We start from the raw sequence: 22318 nt of genomic DNA, 5'->3' as shown, positions 1-22318 counted from the left end.
TACTTGTATAATTATGTATCATAGAAAATATCCTTTTTTGTACAGATTATACCATAGATTCTAAACAGGTTCTTAGTATTATTAGTCAATATATCATTTTTATAAATAATCTCAGTATTTATTATAACACGACTGATACTTACCAATATTGAGAAAGTTAGTTAAGAGAGAAAACTGCCTTATTCATCCCCATCACCTTTTATTGATTAGCTACTTTAATCACCTGTTAAAAAATCAATCTTAATTTATATAGGCCGAAATTAGTTTGCCTGTTAGTGTCTTATTTTAAATTATGTTGCATATCAAAAAGGACGGATTTTATTTTTTAATCAAACTATTCTTTTATGAAAATATATTTGACATATACATTTATCGTTCAATAATAAGTTTTATCCTTCACTGGGGAGGTGTCTTTTTGTTGTCCAAATGTATCTTTGACAAAAAGTTATTTTCATGATACAAGATATAAATTTTAACACCGAACTATACAATTGAAAGGAAGTGTAAATCAAAGGAGGCAAAATTGCATGAAAAAGAAATTCTGTTACATCTTCACCTCTTTATTCGTATTCCTGTTTAGTTTCTTTCCCTTTACTTCCGCAACAAAAGCTGACACAAAACATGGTGACTATGTTCCTAACCAACTCATTGTAAAATTTAAAGATTCCTCAGCCCTCAAGAATATCCAAAACTTTCACAAGTCTGTTGGTACGACTATACTTTCAAAAGATGATACGTTAGGTTTTGAAGTTGTTCAGTTTAATAAAGGTACCGTACAAGAAAAAATGAAGGCGTATAAAAACAATCCAGATGTTGAATATGTAGAACCCAATTATTATTTCCATGCATTATGGACACCGAACGATCCTTCTTTTAAACAACAATATGGATTAGTACGTATTCAAGCTCCTCAAGCTTGGGATACACAACGAAGTGATGCAAGTGTCAAAATTGCAATTGTGGATACAGGTGTTCAAAGTTCACACCCTGATTTAACTTCTAAAGTGATTTATGGACATGATTATGTGGATAATGACAATATATCTGATGACGGTAATGGACATGGCACACATTGTGCCGGCATCGCTGCTGCCCTAACAAATAATAAAATCGGAATCGCAGGAGTGGCTCCTCAAGCATCTATTTATGCTGTACGCGTATTAAATAATCAAGGTAGCGGGACACTGGATAATGTAGCAAAAGGGATTAAAGAAGCTGCTGATTCAGGTGCAAAAGTAATTAGCTTAAGCCTAGGGGCATCAAATGGAGGTACGGCTTTACAACAAGCCATTCAATACGCGTGGAATAAAGGAGCTGTCATTGTAGCCGCTGCCGGAAATACAGGCACTACAGCACCAAACTACCCAGCCTACTATGAGAATGTCATCGCAGTTGCCTCTACTGATTCAAACGATAAAAAATCATCCTTCTCCACTTATGGAACATGGGTTGATGTAGCGGCACCAGGTTCAAATATCTATTCCACTTATAAAGGAAGTTCGTATCAAACTTTAAGTGGCACTTCCATGGCTACACCCCATGTAGCAGGCTTAGCTGCTCTATTAGCTAAAAAAGGATATACAAATACTCAAATTCGCCAAATTATTGAAAAAAGTGCTGACAAAATTACTGGCACAGGTACCTATTGGCAAAATGGAAGAATCAATGCCAATAAAGCTGTGAACACTGTACCAGCTATTCAACAACAAGCCTCTTAAACCAACGGAGAACAAAACTAGACTTATTGCTAAAGGAGAAAGTTTTTCTACTTTCCTATCATTTTTCACCCCTTACAAGCATATACTCTGAAACAAAAGATTTTTTCTCCTTCGCAGAAAGCGCATCCGGTCTCTTACTCCAGGATGCGCTTTTTTGCATACTTATCGTTCATTCCACATATAATGAAGTGAAAACAATGATTTTTTCCTTTTCTGAGATAGAGTACACTTGATTAGAGTGTACTCTGTTTTTCATTATCATATTCTTCCTTGGTCCCGCATAAAAATAATATAGAACACAAATACGGGGATAATATATCTTATACTGTTCTACAAACTGGGTTCTTCAAATAGAAGAACCCTTTTTATTTTATAACATATTTCTATGTGGACCTTACATATAATAAATCAACACGTTCTATTTGTATGACAATCATCCTATGAAAAAACAAGTATCCTTACATCAAAAAGGACTTGCTTTTTCCTATTTAATCCCCTATGTCTTGCTACTATTCAAGAATTTTATATGTACCATGTTTGTTTCCCTCACCACACTTCGTTGCATCTTCCCATTCTGTGTTATTCAATTTTTAATTCACTTTATCTTCTTCAATTATTATAATTAAATATAAGATTCCTGTATGGGGGGAGAACAAATTGATTTTCAAACTATCCATTGCGCTTTTATTATTCCTATTAGCTGGTATTTGGTTATTCATCGGATATTACATGAAAACTTCACTACTATTAGGATTAGGTTTCGGAGTTATTTTTGGTGTCACCATCATGCTATTACCTGATATATTAGAGTGGATTATAAAAGAGGATATACCAGAAGCAATGTTTCATTTTTAAAACAAGGAGGCGAAAACCTCCTTGTTTTCTCTTCCCTACTTCACATACACATAGGCTTCGTTTGATGTCATATAGTATGTGCGCCCTTTACTATTGTGCACCTTAAATTGCGTGAAGCCATTCACACTTACTTTCCCATCAATTGTAAACCCTTCCCCTGCGTCCAATGTACCCGCTACAGCGCTACCCTGCCATGACGGTGTATCATAAAACCGAAGGTTATCTACTTTTGAAACCACACGTTTCCCTACAACCGGATTTACTGATTCTTGCTTTTCAAGCCTGATATACGCTGCATTATATTTCACCCATTGGTCACCACCAAGGTTGAGCCATCCATCTTTCTCTCCCCACACTTGATACGCTTCTGGTTTATTCAGCTGACGAATTTTAGAATAACTTGTACCTGGTCCTTTACGTAAATTCACATTGTAGCCTTCAATATAAGCAATCCCATCTGTTACTGCTGTTCGTACTTCCTCTGGTTTAGACGGAACAGCAACTTCAACACTAGAATTGTTATATGCCCGTTGCACATCACTTCTAAACTGTGATTCTGACACACCATGGCTACGTAAATAATCAATCGGGTCTTCATGATCTGTACCGCCGAGGTACTTTCTCACGTCGTTATGTGTCCACAATCCTTTTTCTACGGATAGATTGTTATCTTTTAAGATTCTGGCCAGTAATCTTACATACTTTTCATAACTCCGTTTAAACTTAGCGTAATCAGCCGTTTCACACAACTCTACATGGACAAATCGTTGATTGGCTGCTGGTCCTGCACCGTACGCAATATAATTTGTGGATGCAATCTGAATGGTTTCATTCCAATCCACTGCGTAGTGTACAAATGCATTTCTCCAGGTACGAGTTTCATAACGTTGAATGTTAATAGCTGGCGCTTCAGGTGTTGCCGTACTGTGGGCAACCACACCTTCATATGCTCCTATACCGCCCCTGTATGGCGTTTTCGGCAAATCAGGTATCAGAAGTATTCTATCAGCAAAAACGTTCGTAGAAAGTGAAAATATCATACATAACGTTGCAATTATCCCTAGTAATCGTTTCATTTTTGTTTCTCCTCCCATAGAAAAACGCACCACCGATTGGCAATGCGTTCTCTTTGTTTTTTATTTGTCTGTTTGTACTGTCCCTTCGTGGTCACTCCAAATTCCTAAGGCGACACCAAGTGTGAAAAGATACGGTAACACTTCGTCGATAAAGCTCTTCGTTTCTAGTAATCCAGCCTTTGCACAAATAAATCCCAGAAGGGAGGCAAGTGCCACCCATGTTTTCCAATTACGTAAGCGTTTTTGAATGTTTTCTTTTGTCATGTCTAATCCGTCTCCTTTTCGATTGTATCCAAGCGTTTATGCGCTTGCTTCGTGCTTTCTTCTACCCTCGTGACGCGTTCCCCAAGTGCTATCATTTGTTTTTCGCTTGCTTTTAAATCAATCCGGATATCATCCACACCTTTTCGAATATATCCCAGTTCTGCTTTAACCTCGGCACTTTGTTGTCCATCTGCCTTGATGGATTTAGATTTATTCAGGGTGTAGCCAAAATAGCTGATGGCGAGTGATAATAACGCAATCAGCACACCAAGTTCGATTGTCATCCGTTTTCCCTCCCTCTATCCATACTCCTCATCTATATCAAAAAAGAAAAACATGGTTGTCTTCCTTTTGTTATCAAAGCCCTATTTTATACGAAATAAAAAAGCCTGCTTATGCACGCTTGATTTCTGATATTTAAATTAAAAAGTTCATTGCAATATGAAAAGTACTTCCACTTTGAACACCATTCACGAAAATCCCACCATCTTTTTTTACTGTAACTTCACAAAAATTTGTATTCACTCCTCCAGTTATCATAATAGTTGGAACCGCAATGTCTTGAACAGGTCTACATCCAACTGGAAGTGTAGCAAATACTGTTGCGTTTTGCGCATTTCGAATAGAACCAATTACATTAACGTGTTCTCCACTTCTTTTACACTTCAAAATTCTATCAGTAACATTCTCTACCCCAGTTGTAGGAAGGTTAATCCATCCTGTATCATTATCAGCGGTTGCTATCTTTTTACCTTTCAAGGTTGCTGATCCATCAGGACGAACTATTAAACCACTTTGAGAATCCCAAGGATTCGTACCGAACCCCATGTATAGATATTCATCACCGTTGTTAGCCCCTTTGAAACGTCCAATTCCGCCACGATTAACGCTTCCGTCTGTGTCTTTATCTGCGTAGTGTAACCCACGAGCAGAAGGACCTGTCGCTGAATCAGGTTGATTCATCAACATTTGCCCCAGAGAATGGAACTTTAAAAGCCCTGTTATAACATCTCCTGTTTTCTTGAGGAGGTTCGTGTTAGATACAACTGTGAAAGTATCCGTGTCACTGAAGTAATCCCAAATGAACTTATTTGACGTGATATCTGAGAGTACCAGCTTATTCTGTCCCGCTTGACCTCTAAGTACATAATTATTATTAGTACTTCCACTTGATTTAAACTGAACTGATTTACCTGGGGCCATCCCTAGGTCACCTGTCATGGTGTCTCCGCTTTTCTTAACAACATCCATAGCATTTAATTTCTTCTGCAACTCGTCCAATGTTTTCTTAAAAATCTCAAACTCTGAAATATAGTTTTCTATTTTAATGCTTCCTTCTTTTACATCCCGTCTTAATGTAATCCGAATGTCTGGTGTACTCATTCGTTCTGTACTTTTTTCCATCACAAAATAAGCTGTCCAATCATCCGATGTGGAAACAGCTTGCGAGGACAATGTGTATGAAAATACGCCATTCTTTGCATCAACTATTTGGGCATCATCCCGAACGAACAGTCCGACTTGATTCATCGCTTCGTACTTCACTGCATACCCTGTTAAATCAACAAGTTGCCCCTTTTCTCTTACATTTACAATAATCTTCAATCCGTTTTTATCATTTTGCCTCGAACGAATTGTTTTGGTAAACACAGGGTCTGCTAAATCTATAATAATTTCCTCATTTCGCATGACTACACCTCTCTCTAACTATTCCTTTTCACGTGTCTAGGCGATCTTCTTTGACGTTTTACTTTGTTCCTATGTTTTATATTTCCTCTAGGCTTTATCGGCTCTAATTCTTCGATTCTAGCATCCGTTTTTGTCACATATTCTTGGAAACCTTTTGTTAGTTGCGAAAGCATTCCATATAAACCTACACCATTTTCCTCTGCTTCTTTTGGAATAACTAAACCATAATGCGTAGGAATTGCATCTGTAGTAATTGCCGGTTCTCCTTCTTTGCGATTCATACGCATTTCATAGAGTTTTGGAATATCCGTTTTCAGATTATACTGTTTAATATCCCAAGCCATTACAGTTTCCAATACACTACGTGTAATTGGTCTAATATTGGTTTTATAGGTTTCTTTAGAAGAAACTTTGAAGTCCGAAGCAATTATGCCTTGATAATATGTCCCAAGAGCGGTTTTCACTTGAATATAGCCATTTTCCCAACTCGAATTCCGTATCATCGCACTTGGGAGCATGATGTCTGTATCTCCTCCGGATGAAGTCCCAATACTTGCAATCCAATTGTCATTCCGATAAAAGCGGAACTGATCTTTGACTTTAAACCTCATTTCACTTTGAGCATCTAAAACAATCATTTTATCAGCGTCAAGCATTGCATTTCCTGTTTGTGAAAAGTATAAAGAAGCTGCATTCAAGTATCCATTGCCATCGAGCCCTTTTGTAATTCCGATTCCACCAGACTTAACACTTACATCTGAGAATTGGTATACCATAATCGCACCATTTGCCCCTGTAGAATCTGAATCTCCACCTAGAATAAAAGTGGGCTGTATTTCACCTCTACTATTTTTGTAATACCCAATAAAGGCTCTTACTTTCGAGGACTCATAGAGACGAATAAATTGTTTAGATATATTTACAAAATTAGCCGAATTAGATGTTTTCAACGTTGAACCTGTTATTTCTCCACCTTGCACAAGATTCCCACTCAACGTACCTGCAGTAATAAAATCAGCAACAATTCTTCCATCACTTGTAATGGCAGTTCCATATGGTCCATTCACACCTGTGGAAGAATACCCTAATCCATTCAAGTTCCATTGCCAAACCTTTTTAGCGCTCTTTTCATCTTTCGTATCCATAATTAAAACCCGATCCGGATAAAAGCGAACATGTCCTCCGAATCCTGAATTAATCAGACTTGTAGCATTTGCTTTTGCTGCATCCAAAATAGAACTTGGCATATTTGATACTTCTTCTTGTACCAGGTCAACCTTACGGGAAACATCTGTAAAGGATTCTTTGAAGTTACCGATCGTTATGTCCAGATACTCTTTTTTTATTGGGTCATATTTATAAGCAATTACCTTCGCTTTGATAGCAACACCATTTTCTTCATGTATAACTGTAACGTTATCTGCCATATAAACACTTTGTAAATGCTTATAATCCTTATATTCTTCTGTTTGAGATAGTTCTTGAAATTCCACTTTGTATGTAGCTTTTGGTTGATCTATTTTCTGGATTGTGAACATGTCCTTAGCAGCTTGACGCAAGCGCCTGTAGGCTTCTTCTAAAGGAACTGCATCCTCTTTGTTTGCGTGCTCTCCCACGGCCGCCTTTATATCTTTAAATTCCACCACCCTAATTTTAGGGTGCGGGTATTTATTCATATTTGGACTATCTACATATTTTTCCGGAAGAAACAGACCATCAAATCCCTGCGGCATAATCCTAGTGACTGGACTTTTCCAATCTACATTCCCTTCATATCCCAATAAATCTTTCTTATGACGAATCACTACCCCGCGATCCATCCCGCGATTTTTTAGCATTTTCACGTCAAAATTATCTCGTTTTAATTCCCCGCCCCAACGATTTACAAATGAATTGTCTTGGCTAGAATCCAGTAATGCTTCCACAGGATTTTTACGGACCATGCGTGCACTTGCAATAGTAGAAATATCCGAATAAAAAGTAAAGGGATGCTTATATTGGCATCCCGTTGACATTCGATTCATAGCTCCATTGCCATTTGTTGATTCAGCAAAAATATCTTCAATCAGATTTTCTGTTAAATCGTAAAAGATGTGATAACATTGCGCTGTCACCTCACCCATACTGACTTTAGGAGTTACTACTCGGAATAGCTGTTCACCATCGGGGGTTGGAACTTTAATGATGCTCATACCATCTATTTTTATGCCGTGCGGCGCAAACAACGGATAACTAAACGTAAATGCAAATAAACCGTTGAGTTCTTCCGTAACAGTTGCATGATAAATATGTTTGTCCAAAACTCCTATGCCATTATGTGTAAAATCTGTCTCATTTGGCTTATATAATGTAATCATATAAATCTCCACCTTGGTCGAATGGACATAAATTGAATGTTTCCTGACCAATCTATTTTATTTTCTCCTATTTTAAATATAGGAAATTCCCCTATCATTTTGCTGTTCATTGGTATTATACCGCTATATGCTTCAAGTACTTCTGAGTCTACAACAACAGAGCCATTGACATCTTTTACTTGAAAAGATACATCATTGATTGTTATACGGAGAGTACCATTTCCTACAATCCAAAACTTCGGTTCTGATTCTATCGTACCTGGATTATAAAATATACCTGGTTCGGTAAGCTTTAGATTTACATCCTCTGTATATTCAAAAGGATCAAGAATGAAATCTACTTCAAATTCACCATATTCCTCCATTTCATTTGCAATATCACCAATTTCAACAGATTTAATTTTTCGGTATACTTCATCATCAGTGAAATACAATGTTTTGCCATTTAGGAACCATGCCTTGATGCGGCGGATTAAAGGTTTTATATTTTCATCTTCTAGTAAATTAAACTTAATTTTTAAAGGGACGTCTTCAAACGCCCCTTTTTTTGTTAACGAACCATGCCGCCCTGGTACTTCTATGTGTTCCACTTTTTGTTTTGCTGTTGGAATAACAGGACGATCTACCATACATATTCGATAGTCACTCGCTAATTCTGTATCAATTCCAATATCTAGCAAATCAATTCCTCCCTCTATAAATGCTTATATATCAACGGTTATAACCGCTATTGGGGTGTCAGAAAAATTTTTTCGACACTCTAGATTAACAATAATTTATATATATGTGAAACACTTACAGAACTTGGATACGCTACGCTGTTCCCACTGGATAAAACTGGTGGGAATAAACTGTATTTGATGCACTATGGAGCTCTACAAACTTATGATGACGTACCCTCCCATGTCTCTTAGCATCATGTGCCTACATTCCTTCGTTCGGTCTAATCATAAGGCAGAGACTAACAAAACTCCCTAAGGGACTCAAGGTCAAATGGACGGAACTACGTCAACTACTCCGTGTCATCGAATGAAAAGAAAGTAAACGTTATAATGCCCCTTCGAGGCTTGGGATATCGGCCAACATCCGCTGTGCATCAAATTCCACTTGTTTCGTACTAAGTGCATGTAATATTTTCAATAATTTCCCACACAATACAACGATAGATTGCTTTTTACGTAATGGGTTTTTAGACCTTGTCGTGTAATAAACATGTAGTTGGCGAAATGCTTCATTACACCGGACCATCGGCATCATAACACGGAAGAGAAGTGCACGTAAGTGCCTTCTTCCCCGTTTAGAGATACGTTTTTGTCCTCTATGTTGACCCGAAGAATGTTCCCGCAACGTCAACCCCGCAAGCTTGATTAATTGGCGTGGGTGCTGATAATATGAAAAACTTCCAATTTCAGATAATAATTCGATAATCGTTGCGTCTCCCATACCTGGTACAGTAGATAGCCAGTCATATTCTTCAGAGTTTTTTGCTAAATTGGTAAGGCGACTCATGAGCTCTTTGATTTCATTCTCAATCTCACGATAACGACGGACTAATGTGGCGATCTCTACGCAGGCCATCTCTAATCCTTCTGTTACTCCAATCGAATCTAACGCAATTTGAGTTAACCGCATCACCTTATGCTTCTGTGGTGATGTAATCCCTTCTACTTGTCGATAATCGTGTAAAAGCTCCTCTACTGTCTTTCCAACAACATCGCAAGGTAACGGTGTACATTCTAGCGCTGCCATCGCCGTTTTTCCGAAAGTAGGAAATACTTTTGAGAACTCAGGAAAATAACGATCTAACCAGCGAATGAGCTTGTTTCGAATCGCAATTTGTTCTTCTACAAACTGTTTTCGCAAAGTAGTCCCTACACGAAGTTCCGCCTCCACACCGGCTAAAATACGTGGATAACTAAATCGACCATCTTTCACAAGACGGGCAATCACAAGAGCATCTTTTGCATCATGCTTCGTCTGTAAATTATCATCTAACTCTTTGGAACGCTTCACATGCATCGGATTTACCATGACTAATGGAATCCCTCGCTCCGTAAGGAAATAAGCAAGATTCAGCCAATAATGTCCAGTAGGCTCAATCCCCACAATTACATCTGTTTTTTTGTATTCTTCCATTGCTTCTAAAACACTTCGATAAAAAGTTTCAAAGCCTTCCTTTGATTGTAAAACTGGAAATGCCTTCTTTAGTGCACGTCCTCGGACATCAATGAAACTAGCGTAGTGTGTTCGTTTTGCGATATCCATTCCAATCACGAGAGTCATTTCAGTAACTTGATTAATTTTTTCATTCTGATTACAATCCATATGAAGCCTCCTTGATTATGAATTAGGGGTCAATTTCGTAATTTGACACCCCGCATCATACCAAGAGGCTCTTTCACATGCAAGCCCACCGAAAACCTTCAAACAGGAATTCTCCCTATTCCAATATTTAAGTTACGTCCTTTTTGTGCAAACCAATCATCCGCTTTTTCAAACATGCGATCTATGTCACGATCATTTCGCACAGTGTTATAAAAGTTTACTTCTATTGGTTGTTGATTCAATATTCCGTCCCCTGCATTTGCTCCAACAATATGAGGTACACTAGTTAAAAGTGCTTCCCCTAATGCATGAGGTACATCGTAAGCCACAATCTGCGCTAATTGAGACGCTGCATGTTGTATCATGTCTGTCACACTTTTAGTTAGTAATCCCAGTTGACCGCCAATTCCACCCATTCTTTCAGAAGAGCTTAATGGTGTTACAGATACTTTATTCCCTTTTTTACTGAATAGCTCAGGTCCAGCTTCACCAGCGATAAATTGCCCATCCCCTAAAACATGACCGCCCTTTGCAAGCATGGGTACATGTGGAATAGTTGGTGCACTAACTCCTGGTATACCGTTCAATAATTCTGCTGGTGTATTAAAACCATCTATAAATTTATTAATCAAACGAATGACACCATTAATTGCTGTTTTCGTACCACTTTTAATACCGTCCCATACACCTAGTACTGCGGATTTCATACCATTAAAAGCGCCACTAACAGCATCAACAACCCAATTGACAGGTGTCATAATAGCACTTTTCAATCCATTCCATACAGATGATGCAGTGGATGTAATGCTATTCCAAATGTTTGAAAGCGTCGATTTTATACCATTCCAGATCGTACTACTTGTGCTGCTAATCGTATTCCACACCGATGAAATAGCTTCTTTGATGGTATTGAATACCGAACTTGCTGTGGAAACAATCGTATTCCATAAACTAGAAAGTGAATTTTTAATTGTATTCCATACTGCACTTGTCGTGGAGCTAATCATGTTCCAAGTGTTTACAATCCAATTTTTTATTGCATCAAAAATTGGTGTTACAATAGCGACTAATCCATTCCAACATGATTGCAAGAAATTCTTCATTGTATCCCATACAGTGATTGTTGCTGAACTGATTGTATCCCACACGGCAATAATCCAAGACTTGATTTGTTCAAAAATCGGCATAACAAACGCTACAAGTCCATTCCAACAGGAAACTAAGAAATTTTTAATCGTTTCCCATACAAAACTTGTCGTAGAACAAATGGTATTCCAACACTCAGAAATGAAATTCTTGATACTTTCAAATATTGGCGTTGCAAAGTATAAAATAGCTGTCCAAATTGCTTGTAAGTATTGCATAATGAAATTCCACACAGTTTGAATCACTGTGGAAATGCCGTTCCAAATCATAGAAAAGAAGTCAGCAATTCCTTGTAAAATAGGAGTTAGAAATTCGACTAATCCGTTCCAAGTACTAATGAAAAATTCTCGAATCGCTGTCCATACTTCAGAAGTAGTTTGGCTGATACGACTCCAAATTTCTGATAATGTTTCAACTACTCCATTCCAAATTCCCGTTAAATACTCTACGATGGAATTCCATGTTTCTGTAGTCGTTTCAACAATCGAATTCCATGTTTCAGATAAGGACGCCATGATGCCATTCCAGAGTTCTTCTAAAAAGTCTGTAATGGCATTCCAAACAGAAACAGTAGATTCACTCATACTTTCCCATGTTTCGTTTGCCCATTTGGATATACCGTCCCAAATTCCTTTTAGAAAGTCTGTAATGGCATTCCATGCCTCAATGGTCCATTTTTGGATATCATCCCAGTTTTTATAAATAATGATACCTAAAGCAACTACGGCTGCAATGATGATAGGAATAAGAGCTGTGGCAACCCCTACAGTGGCTGCAATCGCTCCCGCTACGCTCATGATTACTGAAATGATGCTCGTTATTATGGGGATTAAAGGAGTAATCGCTAAAATCGCTCCCGAAATGACACCAATGGCTACTCCAATTGCTACCAATGTAGCTGCTAATTTTGGATTGTCAGAAACCCATTCAGCAAATTTAGAAATAAGATCTGCTATAACTAATAACACCGGTTCAAGCGCCTTCTGTAAATCATTTATAGCTTTTTGCATTTTAACAGTTGGAGACGCATCTAATTTAGAATTGGTGTTATGTAAATCATCTACCCCTTTTTTTAGATCCACCTGTTTTCCTTCTGCTTTTAAAATGGTATCAATGATTTTCTTTCCTTGGTCTTCCCACATTGTACCGAACATCTTCGTGCCAAGTACATTTCTGTCTGTTGCATTTTCAACACCAGCCAAAGCCTTGGTTGCTTCAAGCATCGCTTTTTGTCCATTTTCACCGCCACCAGCAATTGCCTGACCCCATTTTTCAAACTGATCTGCCGAAATCTTTGTTTTATCTAAAACCTCTTTCATAGATTTATCTACACCAGCACCAAACTCAGCCATCTTAATACGGCCTTCTTTGACTCCATCTAGAAGGTTATCGATATTCCAACTTTTCGTATCGATTCCTGCAGATAGGATCCCTTGGACTTCTTTAGCTGAAAATCCAGCTTGAATCATCTGGTCCCCGTATTCGGCAATAATATCTAATTGTTCAGGTGGAAATCCAGTTTTTAGTAAGGTATTAACTAAACCTAACGCTTCTTCGTTCGTAATCCCTAGCGTTGCACCAATTTCGTTTGCTTCTTGTATTAATTCATTAAAATCAATACCTGCATATGTGGAAGCAATTGTTGCAGCACCTTTTACAATTGCAGCATTCGCTTCGTCAGAAGCATCTTTATTGAGCGCCCATTGTCTCCGTGTTCCTTCCAAGGCTTCTTCAACATCTACACCGTAAGTTGTGACGCTTCTCACTGCGTCTTCAACTGACCTTTTAGATGACTCTGGCACTTCAAAAGATACATCAATTTTTGTTTTCAACTTTGACATATCCATCGATTTTTCAATCGCAGTTGCAATACCACCACCAGCTGCTAAACCACCGATAACATTCTCTAATCCTACTTTCAGCCCTTCAAACTTCTTCTCCGTTCTACCAGCTTCTTGTTGTAAATCTCGCAATTCATTACGTACTTGTTGTATGGAGTTTCCAGCATCTACAGAGCGAAGGACACGTTGTAGCTTTTCAATGTCTGTTTCTGCCCCTAACGCTTCGTGCCCGATACGTTTAAGAGCCTCATCTAGTTGAGAAGATGAGGCTGTACCTTGCTTAATTGCTGATGTTAAATGTCCGCCCAATGCATTTGCAAACTGATCTACACTTGTTCCAGTCGCTTCAAAAAAAGTATCCAATTGCCTTGTTGCATCTGCCGCCCTTTTTGTTTCAATTTCTTGCTCTTTCAGACTACGATTTGTCGTTTCAATTTGATTCTTTAGTTGTTGTTCTGCTGTACTTAATTGTAATAATTTTGTTTCTAGTTTATTCACTTCACTAGAATTTTCACCATACTGCGATTTGGCAGCTGCTAACTGTTGGGCACAGTTTCTCGTTTGCTGCGATGCATTTTGCTGTACTTGACTGAGGTATTGAAGCTTCGCACCCAATTTCTCGGATTCTGTAGCATGATTACCTAAGGATGCACGTTGTAAATCATATTCAGCACGTAGCTTTGTTGATTGATTTACAAGTTTAGTTTCTTCTGCGCCTAATGTAGTAAGAGCTTGTGCCGTACTGCTATTTTGTTGCGCTAATCGTTGTAAGGCGGTTTCAGTTTCTTTCATCTGATTTAAAAATTTTTGTTCAGCAATTTGGGCATTACCAAGCTGACGAGATAGTTTTTCAACTTCAGTAGAATTTTCACCATACATGGCCTTTGCCTTACTTAATTGTTGTTCCGTTGCGGCTACCTTTTGCGCAGCTAATTGTTGTTGCTGTTGCAAATACCCTAACTTTGTATTTAGGTGTTCTGTTGCGGTACCACTCAATTTAAGTTGTTCTTGTTGCAAGGTGAATTCTTGACGTAACTTAGAACTTTCATTCTTCATTTCGTCCATTGCTTTGTTAAATTCTTGATTAAAAACTTTAAACGTTATTTTTGATTCTGGTCCCTTTGCCATATTTACACCTGCCTTTTCTTAGCGTGGATTCGCTTTCCAACCATCAAAGGCAAGCTTCCCTTCTGCGATTCGCTCCACCGACGCGATGGGAAAATGCCAAAAAACTTCTGAATCAATCCCATAAATTAAAACGTAGAGAACATATTTGTCCTCTACGCATTCAATGTTTATTTTCGGTGGCTTTGTCTCTTTTTTCCGCTGCCCTTTGTACTATTTGCTAATCCTTTAGCGAATTTATTTGTCTGTCCCGTTGTTACATTTGAAATTAAATTAGAATACAGTTTCATCGTATCTTCAAAGGAGTAATGGAATCTTTCCATAAATTGATCAAAATCATAAGGAAATTGTTTATTTGCCCCTAAGCAGCCTAAATAAATGATTTTTTGTATCTCAACTTCATTGAAACCCTGCAAAGAATCACTATCGATTTCATTTGGATTTGCATTCGCCAAGTCTTTCATTTTGAATAAACTTTGCATGAGTGACTGCTCAATTAATCCTAAACTTTGTCCCCTTTGCATCGCATGATTTGTAATAAAGCAAGGAACTGTTTGGTGATTTTTTTCTATTGCCTTAAACTGCCCATCTACATTTACAACTTCTACTTCTTTTAATTTTACAATCTCGACTCTCATAGATTACTTGTCCCCTTTTATTATTTAGTTGCTACTGCTTTTACTAGTTCTGGTGTGAATTGTGTATGCCATTTTCCCTTTACCTGTGCATCTTCCACTTCATCCGCTAATGCTTCGTAATAAAATTCCCCGTTACTATCTTTAAGGGCTGTAAACTCTAACTCTGTTTCTGCTACTTCATCTGACCCGTTTTCCACTTTAAATTTAAGTCCTGTTGTAGATGCACAATTAGAGAAGGCAACGAATTTTTTGAACTCCGAAAATTCATCAACGACGTCAGCAGTTAAAACAAAGGATTCTCCCTTTGATGTGGTACCGTATGACCATACACCCGCTTTTAACCCATCTGTTTTAATTCCGAAAAGCCTTCTAAGTACATCTACACGTAAATGACCAGAAAGAGTCATATTCATTTTAGTAGGCTTAGAGATTTTTTTAACTTCTACACCCTCGCATTTTTTTACTTTCTCGAGCATTTCTGTTTCGCCTTCGATGGTTCCAACACAACCGAAATTTGTACCCACTTGTTGGATCCCACCTTTAATAAATTGAATACCTACGTTTGTAAATGTCATGGAATCAAATTCTTCAATAATTTTTGCCATTATAATTAACCTCCCATTGTTTGATTGATAACTTTATCTAATTCTATATTTAAACGTTCTGCTATCTTTGGAGTAGCGGTTTGCAAACCGTGCTCTAAGATTTTTTCTGGTGCGTTTTTCTTCGAAGTCCCTATCCCTAAATCTGGATACTTCAAATAATTAAATCTGGGCGTTGGACGAATTGTAAAACCAAGGTTCAATTTGCTATTCGTTAAAGATTTTTGATCTTTGGCATGTCGTTTATTTCTCACACGCCCTTTCCATGTAGAAACTGGAATTTTAGGTTGAATGGACTCCACTGCAAGATTCACACCATCACTATGCAAAACTTTATTCATTGTCTGCTCTGATTTCCCTGGTATTTGTTTGAGTTTGTTTTCTAAGGCTTCGATATCGCCAAACTCTACACGCCATGAACTAGCAGCCATATTTAACCAGTCTGGTTACATTGATTTCAATTTCATCAATGTATTCGTCCATTTCCCCTTTTTGAATAGATGTTTTATTAGAATGTCTAAAAGAATGCCCTGTAGATTCCAGTATTGAAATAATATCTAACATTCTCTCGTCTAGATCATCACGATTTTCAGAATAATAGCGAATTAAAACGCTTTGACGTAGCGTGAACGTACTCTCTGTATTTTCAAAACCGCCTGTTTCAAAAATGAAGTAATGATAGTCTTTTTCTTCATCTTCACCCACTTGATCCTGGTATACTCCTACATCGAATGCTTCTTTTAACTTAGAAATTAATAAGCTATTCATTTTCTGGAGTCGCTTTTTTGATTGCTCGTTACTCATCATGTCCACCTACTTCTTGTAAATAGAAATATAAATACTGTTTGTCTGAATCTACTTTAATAACATCGTATTCCAAGTGATCTATAACGACTTTTAATTTGTTTTTATTCACAGAACGAAAAGAAAGAGGGAACAAGGTTTTTACTTTTTTATCTAACTTTGCATGTAATAACCCACAGGATTGATAGTCACTATCCCTTGCTGATAATTCTCTAAAAGCTAGTTTTCCTTCTTCAGAAAAAAAGCCTTTTATTCGCTTTGCGTTTTCACTGCGCTTCGTTACCGTACGGCCATATTTTAAAAAACCATCGTTAAAAGTTTCCCTATACGCTTTTAGAACCATTAATCACACCAACTTTTCCTAAAGCTACATCTAAAATAAGTCTGGATAATTCACTTTTATAATTTTTTTCAAACTCATCACCTACATTGTTATAAACATACCTACAACGTTCTAACAGCAAATCTTTCGGCGTTAGCTCCTTTGAAAAATCAAAAGACGCATTTGTTAAACCCAACAAATACGCCTCTCCTTTTTCCAAAAGTTTTATTAAACTAGCATCCTCTTCATTCCATGTGATTTTAAGAACGTCTTTTAATTCTTGCAAAAGATTATCCATTTGCATCACCTTCTAATAAAGTGATTAGTTCGGCCTTCGTTGCATTAGCCTTGTATTCAATACCGCTTTGATCTAGTAGAGATTGAATCTCTACCTTCGTTAATGCTGAATAATTCCTCTCTTCAACAGGAGAGGAGGAATTAGGGTGTTGGAGTTCCTTCTTTCGGTTCTAGTGCTGTAATATCAAATACAGTGAACGAATCATGATCTAATGGACGACCGTTTGCAAGCTGACGAATCAGGTATAAACGTTGATCTTGGATTAAACGAACTGTATCATCTGATACTAATTCTTGTTTTGAAGCAACCCCCATAAAGTAATCTTTTGTTTTTCCAGAAATCATTGTGTTTAATGGAACGGCCGGTGATTGAACAATCGTTAAACCTGGTACACCGAAGTTATCATACGTCCAAGTTCCATCGTCTTTACGCTTCGCGCCAATAGGGAAGAATTTCGTTGCGTAATCTAATGGATTCAGAATCAAAGTAACCCCTGTATAACGTTTCGTTCCACCCTTTGTTGTAGGTGCTAAAATTTCTTTGCCAATTGTTGCGGGTGTAAAATCCTTTAGAACTATTTTCTTTTTATCTGGATAAATACCATCTGTTACAGCACCTTTTAAATCCTTAATCATGCCTATTGGCTGTTTTTTTCCTGTCCCCATAACAATTACTCTTTCTAATTCTTCGGCTACAACTTCTTTCATAAATGTACGGACGTACTTATCTAACCACTCAGGACCTAACTCAAACATTGCTTTACATACAACTAAAAATCCGCTAAGTTTGTACATTCCTTGATCAATTGTTGTAAAACCTTCATCAATCATTTCTTTAATTTCATCACATACATCGCCCCAATAAGCTGAAGCTGCACCTTCTTTTCTTACAATCCATTGCGTAGTTGCTCCTACTGTTTGGAAATTAACAAGAGATAACAATGGATGCTCCTTTTCTAACTCCTCAAATACACGCTCAAAAATTGTTGGCGGCATTAATTTATGCGTTTCACTAAATGAATTTACTTCGATTGCTGCATTATAAAATTTCTTTTCTTCATTTGTTAAAACACGCACACCACGAGAGGCCAGCACTTGAGCATCCCAATTCTCATTTTTGGCTTGTTGCGCTTCACTAATTACATCGTTCATCATATCCTGAAAATGTTGCATATTGTTCTCCATATTTGCAACAATACGCGCTGCTACTACCTGTGCATCTCCCGTTTCAAGTGCTTCTTGCACATTAATAATTTGTTGATCTTTATTTTCGATTACTGGACGATCTAAATTTCTAATAGTCATCTTATTCCCTCCTGTTTTTTAAAAAATAAAAAAGCACTGCTTTACGCGCGCTTAAATTTATTAAGTATATTTTGATTTGCGCTTGCTGCTGGTTCATTCTGTTTATTTTTATTTCGGAATTTTTGTAGAACATTATTTTTAAATTCCTCTGAATCTATTACTTCATTATTTTCCACATGTTCATTTACCTTGTGAGCCAATCCAAATTCTACTGCCTCATTTGCGGTAAACCATGTTTCATTCGCAATCATCGTCTCAATTTCTGAACGTTCCCCTTCATAACGAGTCATATAAATATCCGCAAGCGACTTGTCAATTCCTTCAAGAGCATTCAATGTTTTACGAATGTCTAGCTTTGTTCCCCAAGTCCACGTGGAAGCCTCATGAATCATTAACATAGAACCTGTATTCATAATTAGTTCATCTGCTGCCATCGCAATAATAGATGCGGCACTCGCTGCCAACCCATCTACGGTAATGATAACTTGTGCCGAGTGGTTTTTTAGTTGGTTATAAATTGCAATCCCATCAAATACATCCCCACCAGGACTATTCAGATTGATATGAATCACATTTGCGGAAGTAGCTTTTAATATTTTTTCAATATCAACCGCCGATGTGGAGTCACTCCACCATGATTCACCAATATCACCATAAATCGTTATGTCCAGCGAATCAGCTTTTGCTTCTGCCTTAAAGGCATGTTGGACATGAGCTAGATGGTTATATTTTTCATTTTTATAACGTCTCATCCTTTTCACCTCCCTCCAAAGAATTAGCTTCTTGATAGTTTTTCGTTACATGCCTTCTGTCTGCCCATTCTTCATCAATCGGCTCTTTTCCAAGCATCATTATGACGTCATTCATTGTTAGACCACCAATCGCAAATAATTTATCCATTGCGGTTGCCATCTTCGTAATATCAACAATTTTAATTTTTGTTGTATCAATTTTTAAGTATGTTCTTTTCAAATATTCTTCTTTCTTGTACATCTTTCGGTTAAATTCATCTTGTATCAATTCAGCAATTGGATTAACACAGAATGCTAAAAATGAATCCATCTGTTTTTCAATATCAGCCACATCGCCTTTTAAAATGCCGATAGGTACATGAAAAGCCGTTGCTACATAACTAAATATGTCATGGATTAAGTCGCTGATATCACGGCTTGTACTATTATTGGCGACACCATTTTTACTATCGCTCATATCTTCGAAAACATAACCATTTTGCAATTGAAAAGCGGAACCCACTTTATCAGCGTTAAACCAACTCTTTAATTGATTTTCAAACATGTCATTAATCGCTTCTTGCGTTGCTTCATCCTGTGGTCTGATAAATTCTCCCTTAATTAACAGACGTATATTGTTTTTTCTTTTATAATAATCAATGGAGGACGCAAGCAATTTCCCGAAACTACTGTACATGCCCTCTATAACTTGCATGATATTACGATCGTTTAATTTAAAGTGAAAGACTTCTGATTCATGAAATGATTTTTCAAAAGTGAAGTCTTCAATTGTTATGTCATTATATATGTTTTCTTTTAATGCAAACTTAGTCATGTTAAAAGAATCAGCAATATACAATTGTTTATCTTGCATGATTACTACGCACTCATTATTCATCATTAAATGATTAACTAAGCTATGCATAAATTCTGATGCATTTTGATTTTGGTTGGGTTGTACATTCAATAAATAATGGTTTTCACCGCATTTTTCTTTCCCTTTTTCAAATGTTTGAAATTCACACCGTGTTACTGCGTTCGCAATAAGATCGATGCAACTTTCTACAGCTAGTCTTTTATAGAAATAATCAATTCCTAATTCATAACAGCATGAATCTAACGTAAGAGTCTTGTTACTTCCGAAAAAACCTCGTACCCATTCTCGTAATCCCACATTCTCACCCCCTGTTATACGCTAAATACTTTGAATAATTTTTTAATACTTTCTTTTGTTAAAGCGCTGGATTCTTTTAATTCACTATCGCAATTAAGCGCATGTAAAAAAGCGAAAAAACCATCCGTTTTCCGCTTCTCTTTATCAATCTTTTTATATTCAATATTACCGTTCATCTTCTCTTCCTTATAAACATTCCCTACATACCAACGCATCAATGGATCATCCCCAAAGACAATGGTACGTTTAATAAATATTTCTTCTACCAGTGGAGCTAGTTTACTATGGGTTGCTGGACCACGACGAACAATTTCGACTTCAAATCCTGCCTCTTCCAATACTTCTTTTAAAATAGAGGATCGATATAAATCCATGCTAACTTTTCTAATACGATATTTCTTATTCATCATGACAAACCAATTCAATACATGCTCCGCGCTAATGGATGCATCATACACAACCGTCAGTAACCCTTTTTCCATCGCAAGTGCAAGAATATCCCGATTGATATCTTGCAACTGGGGTGCTGTATGATGCATGAATGTATGCTGCATCCAATACCGTTTCCCCTCTTTTTTAAATAGAATGCCGACCGAACAAAAGTCTCTGATTTGTGCAAAATCTACAGCGCCCATACATTCTATTCCCTTCACATTTTCAGGAAATGGCTGATCTGTCGCTAAACGATCTTCATAGGTTGCCACCTCTTTTAACACATCTTCCACTGGAAGGTTCATGCGCTTTGTCATGAATTCCATGCGAAAAGAACTGTTATGCTGCATATCATGATATTCCTGTTTCATTTCATGCTGTAAATTCTCGTTATATGGATAAGAAGGGTTTGCTTTTTCCCACATTTCCTCATGGTCTACTTCTGATTCATGATCTAATTTACAGATAAAAGGAAATAGTGTTGATTGTGGAAGTTCTTTATTCAGCACTTTTTGCGCTTCTTCTTTTAAATCATCTAATACACCACCACGTACACGTCCATCTGTTGTAATATAAAACGTTCGTGGGTCTTTTTTCTTTCCTAATCCCGATGTAAAAACTTTCACACTATCATAATTCTCATATTCATGAATTTCATCAAAAATAACAACACCACTACGCTTACCATCTTTTGTCCGAGCATTTGATGTATTAAATTCTAACTTGGACTTCGTTTTCCGATGTTGAATAAGCATCTTCGATTTGTAGAATACGTTTTTCATCTTCTTAGCAAACTTCGGATGATCTAACACATTGTATACATCTTCAAACGACGTTTTTGCTTGTTTTTCTGATGTTGCTACAATATCTATATCATAATTTCGTATCCCATGATGTCCCGTCATCATATGAAAACAATTGTAAGCAATATAACCGTTCTTTCCGGCTCCACGCCCTAGTAACATAAAAAATCGATTAAACATTAACGAACCATTTTCATATTTGACGCCATAAATAAATGCATTACAAAACCTTTGCCATGTAAATAATTCGAATGGGAAATACTTTTCTGGAACACGAACTGAATTTTCAATTGCTTCTGCATCAATCACGACACCTGGTTGCTCGAGCTTCCAACGTAAAAATTCCATGAGTTGTTTTTGCTCTTTACAAGCTTGAATTTCTCCTTGCTCCACCATTCTCATATAATCATCAATGTATGGATGATAGTTATACATCTTCTTCACCACCCTCTTCCCTTGGTACACTTTCCAAGCCCATTTTCTTAAGCAGCTCTGTCATACTTTTAATCGTCTCACGATATTCTTTTCCGGCAGGGTTAGGTTTCGATCCTTTTTGTCCACCACCGTTGTCCCATGAAACCATTCTTTCTTTTTTCCATTCTCTTTCTAATGCTTTTGCTGCATCCCACATTGCCATGTATTTATCAACAAGATCCATGTATACCGCATTGTCCATTTCTACAATTTCCAAGTGTTGTAATAAATCTTCTTTGATTTGCATTTTTTTCGATAGTTTCCGCATAGGTACCCCCCATTCCATAAAAAAATCAAAATATATTTTTACCGCTCTCCTCCCCCCGTTGAATGGTCCTCC

Annotated in this window: 21 protein-coding genes and 1 pseudogene; 2 read left to right on the top strand and 20 right to left on the bottom strand. The window is 37.2% G+C overall.

Going from position 1 to position 22318, the window contains the following annotated elements; all coding sequences use genetic code 11:
- Positions 1–527 precede the first annotated feature (527 nt).
- Positions 528–1718, top strand: a complete 1191-nt coding sequence (locus ACQRBL_RS30045) for a S8 family peptidase (RefSeq protein ID WP_411996784.1) — start codon at positions 528–530, stop codon at positions 1716–1718.
- A gap of 657 nt (positions 1719–2375) precedes the next feature.
- Positions 2376–2573, top strand: coding sequence for a hypothetical protein (locus ACQRBL_RS30040; RefSeq protein ID WP_411996785.1), 198 nt, complete (start codon positions 2376–2378; stop codon positions 2571–2573).
- 35 nt (positions 2574–2608) lie between these two features.
- On the opposite strand, the gene ACQRBL_RS30035 is transcribed toward ACQRBL_RS30040, so the two are convergent.
- From ACQRBL_RS30035 to ACQRBL_RS29940, 20 genes and pseudogenes are all read right to left on the bottom strand, one after another.
- Positions 2609–3649, bottom strand: coding sequence for an N-acetylmuramoyl-L-alanine amidase (locus ACQRBL_RS30035; RefSeq protein WP_411996786.1), 1041 nt, complete (start codon positions 3647–3649; stop codon positions 2609–2611).
- A gap of 60 nt (positions 3650–3709) precedes the next feature.
- The gene (locus ACQRBL_RS30030; RefSeq protein ID WP_144518887.1) at positions 3710–3913 is read right to left on the bottom strand and encodes a hypothetical protein; all 204 of its coding nucleotides are present in this window, start codon (positions 3911–3913) and stop codon (positions 3710–3712) included.
- A gap of 2 nt (positions 3914–3915) precedes the next feature.
- Positions 3916–4197, bottom strand: a complete 282-nt coding sequence (locus ACQRBL_RS30025; RefSeq protein WP_411996787.1) for a hypothetical protein — start codon at positions 4195–4197, stop codon at positions 3916–3918.
- Positions 4198–4330: 133 nt separating this feature from the next.
- A complete protein-coding gene (locus tag ACQRBL_RS30020) occupies positions 4331–5602 on the bottom strand; it encodes a BppU family phage baseplate upper protein (protein ID WP_411996673.1) in 1272 nt (423 codons plus the stop codon).
- 14 nt (positions 5603–5616) lie between these two features.
- The gene (locus ACQRBL_RS30015) at positions 5617–7959 is read right to left on the bottom strand and encodes a phage tail spike protein (RefSeq protein WP_411996672.1); all 2343 of its coding nucleotides are present in this window, start codon (positions 7957–7959) and stop codon (positions 5617–5619) included.
- Positions 7956–8639, bottom strand: coding sequence for a phage tail domain-containing protein (locus ACQRBL_RS30010; RefSeq protein ID WP_060852446.1), 684 nt, complete (start codon positions 8637–8639; stop codon positions 7956–7958). Before ACQRBL_RS30010 ends, ACQRBL_RS30015 begins: the two co-directional genes overlap by 4 nt.
- 367 nt (positions 8640–9006) lie before the next feature.
- A complete protein-coding gene (locus ACQRBL_RS30005; protein WP_427736196.1) occupies positions 9007–10284 on the bottom strand; it encodes an IS110 family transposase in 1278 nt (425 codons plus the stop codon).
- 98 nt (positions 10285–10382) lie between these two features.
- Positions 10383–14399 carry a hypothetical protein gene (locus ACQRBL_RS30000; protein ID WP_411996670.1) on the bottom strand — a complete coding sequence of 1339 codons (4017 nt, stop codon included), beginning with the start codon at positions 14397–14399 and terminating at the stop codon, positions 10383–10385.
- A gap of 167 nt (positions 14400–14566) precedes the next feature.
- Positions 14567–15034, bottom strand: coding sequence for a hypothetical protein (locus ACQRBL_RS29995; RefSeq protein WP_088029402.1), 468 nt, complete (start codon positions 15032–15034; stop codon positions 14567–14569).
- 20 nt (positions 15035–15054) lie between these two features.
- Positions 15055–15639, bottom strand: a complete 585-nt coding sequence (locus ACQRBL_RS29990; RefSeq protein WP_411996669.1) for a phage tail protein — start codon at positions 15637–15639, stop codon at positions 15055–15057.
- A 5-nt stretch (positions 15640–15644) separates the two neighbouring features.
- On the bottom strand, positions 15645–16067 hold the full coding sequence (locus tag ACQRBL_RS29985) for a hypothetical protein (protein ID WP_088022057.1): 423 nt from the start codon (positions 16065–16067) through the stop codon (positions 15645–15647).
- Complete coding sequence (locus ACQRBL_RS29980) at positions 16057–16443, bottom strand: hypothetical protein (RefSeq protein WP_060852450.1); 387 nt, start codon at positions 16441–16443, stop codon at positions 16057–16059. Before ACQRBL_RS29980 ends, ACQRBL_RS29985 begins: the two co-directional genes overlap by 11 nt.
- Positions 16433–16783 (bottom strand): hypothetical protein, encoded by a 351-nt coding sequence (locus ACQRBL_RS29975; protein WP_060852451.1) that lies wholly within the window; start codon positions 16781–16783, stop codon positions 16433–16435. The genes ACQRBL_RS29980 and ACQRBL_RS29975 overlap by 11 nt, the downstream gene beginning before the upstream one ends.
- Positions 16764–17060: a hypothetical protein gene (locus ACQRBL_RS29970; protein ID WP_060852452.1), complete on the bottom strand. Its 297-nt coding sequence runs from the start codon at positions 17058–17060 to the stop codon at positions 16764–16766. The genes ACQRBL_RS29975 and ACQRBL_RS29970 overlap by 20 nt, the downstream gene beginning before the upstream one ends.
- A pseudogene (locus tag ACQRBL_RS29965) lies at positions 17053–17169 on the bottom strand (hypothetical protein); the annotation flags it as partial. The pseudogene ACQRBL_RS29965 and the gene ACQRBL_RS29970, both read right to left, overlap by 8 nt.
- Before the next feature lie 31 nt (positions 17170–17200).
- Positions 17201–18364, bottom strand: a complete 1164-nt coding sequence (locus tag ACQRBL_RS29960; RefSeq protein WP_060852453.1) for a phage major capsid protein — start codon at positions 18362–18364, stop codon at positions 17201–17203.
- Positions 18365–18405: 41 nt separating this feature from the next.
- Positions 18406–19116: a head maturation protease, ClpP-related gene (locus ACQRBL_RS29955; protein ID WP_411996668.1), complete on the bottom strand. Its 711-nt coding sequence runs from the start codon at positions 19114–19116 to the stop codon at positions 18406–18408.
- Positions 19103–20269 carry a phage portal protein gene (locus tag ACQRBL_RS29950; RefSeq protein ID WP_411996667.1) on the bottom strand — a complete coding sequence of 389 codons (1167 nt, stop codon included), beginning with the start codon at positions 20267–20269 and terminating at the stop codon, positions 19103–19105. Before ACQRBL_RS29950 ends, ACQRBL_RS29955 begins: the two co-directional genes overlap by 14 nt.
- A gap of 14 nt (positions 20270–20283) precedes the next feature.
- Positions 20284–21939: a terminase TerL endonuclease subunit gene (locus tag ACQRBL_RS29945; RefSeq protein WP_411996666.1), complete on the bottom strand. Its 1656-nt coding sequence runs from the start codon at positions 21937–21939 to the stop codon at positions 20284–20286.
- Complete coding sequence (locus tag ACQRBL_RS29940; protein ID WP_411996665.1) at positions 21932–22246, bottom strand: hypothetical protein; 315 nt, start codon at positions 22244–22246, stop codon at positions 21932–21934. Before ACQRBL_RS29940 ends, ACQRBL_RS29945 begins: the two co-directional genes overlap by 8 nt.
- Positions 22247–22318 lie beyond the last annotated feature (72 nt).

Source organism: Bacillus sp. AF62 (assembly GCF_050312695.1).
GTDB lineage: Bacteria > Bacillota > Bacilli > Bacillales > Bacillaceae_G > Bacillus_A > Bacillus_A cereus.
Note: the sequence above shows the minus strand (reverse complement) of the source record. Positions and strands in the feature narration are given on the sequence as shown.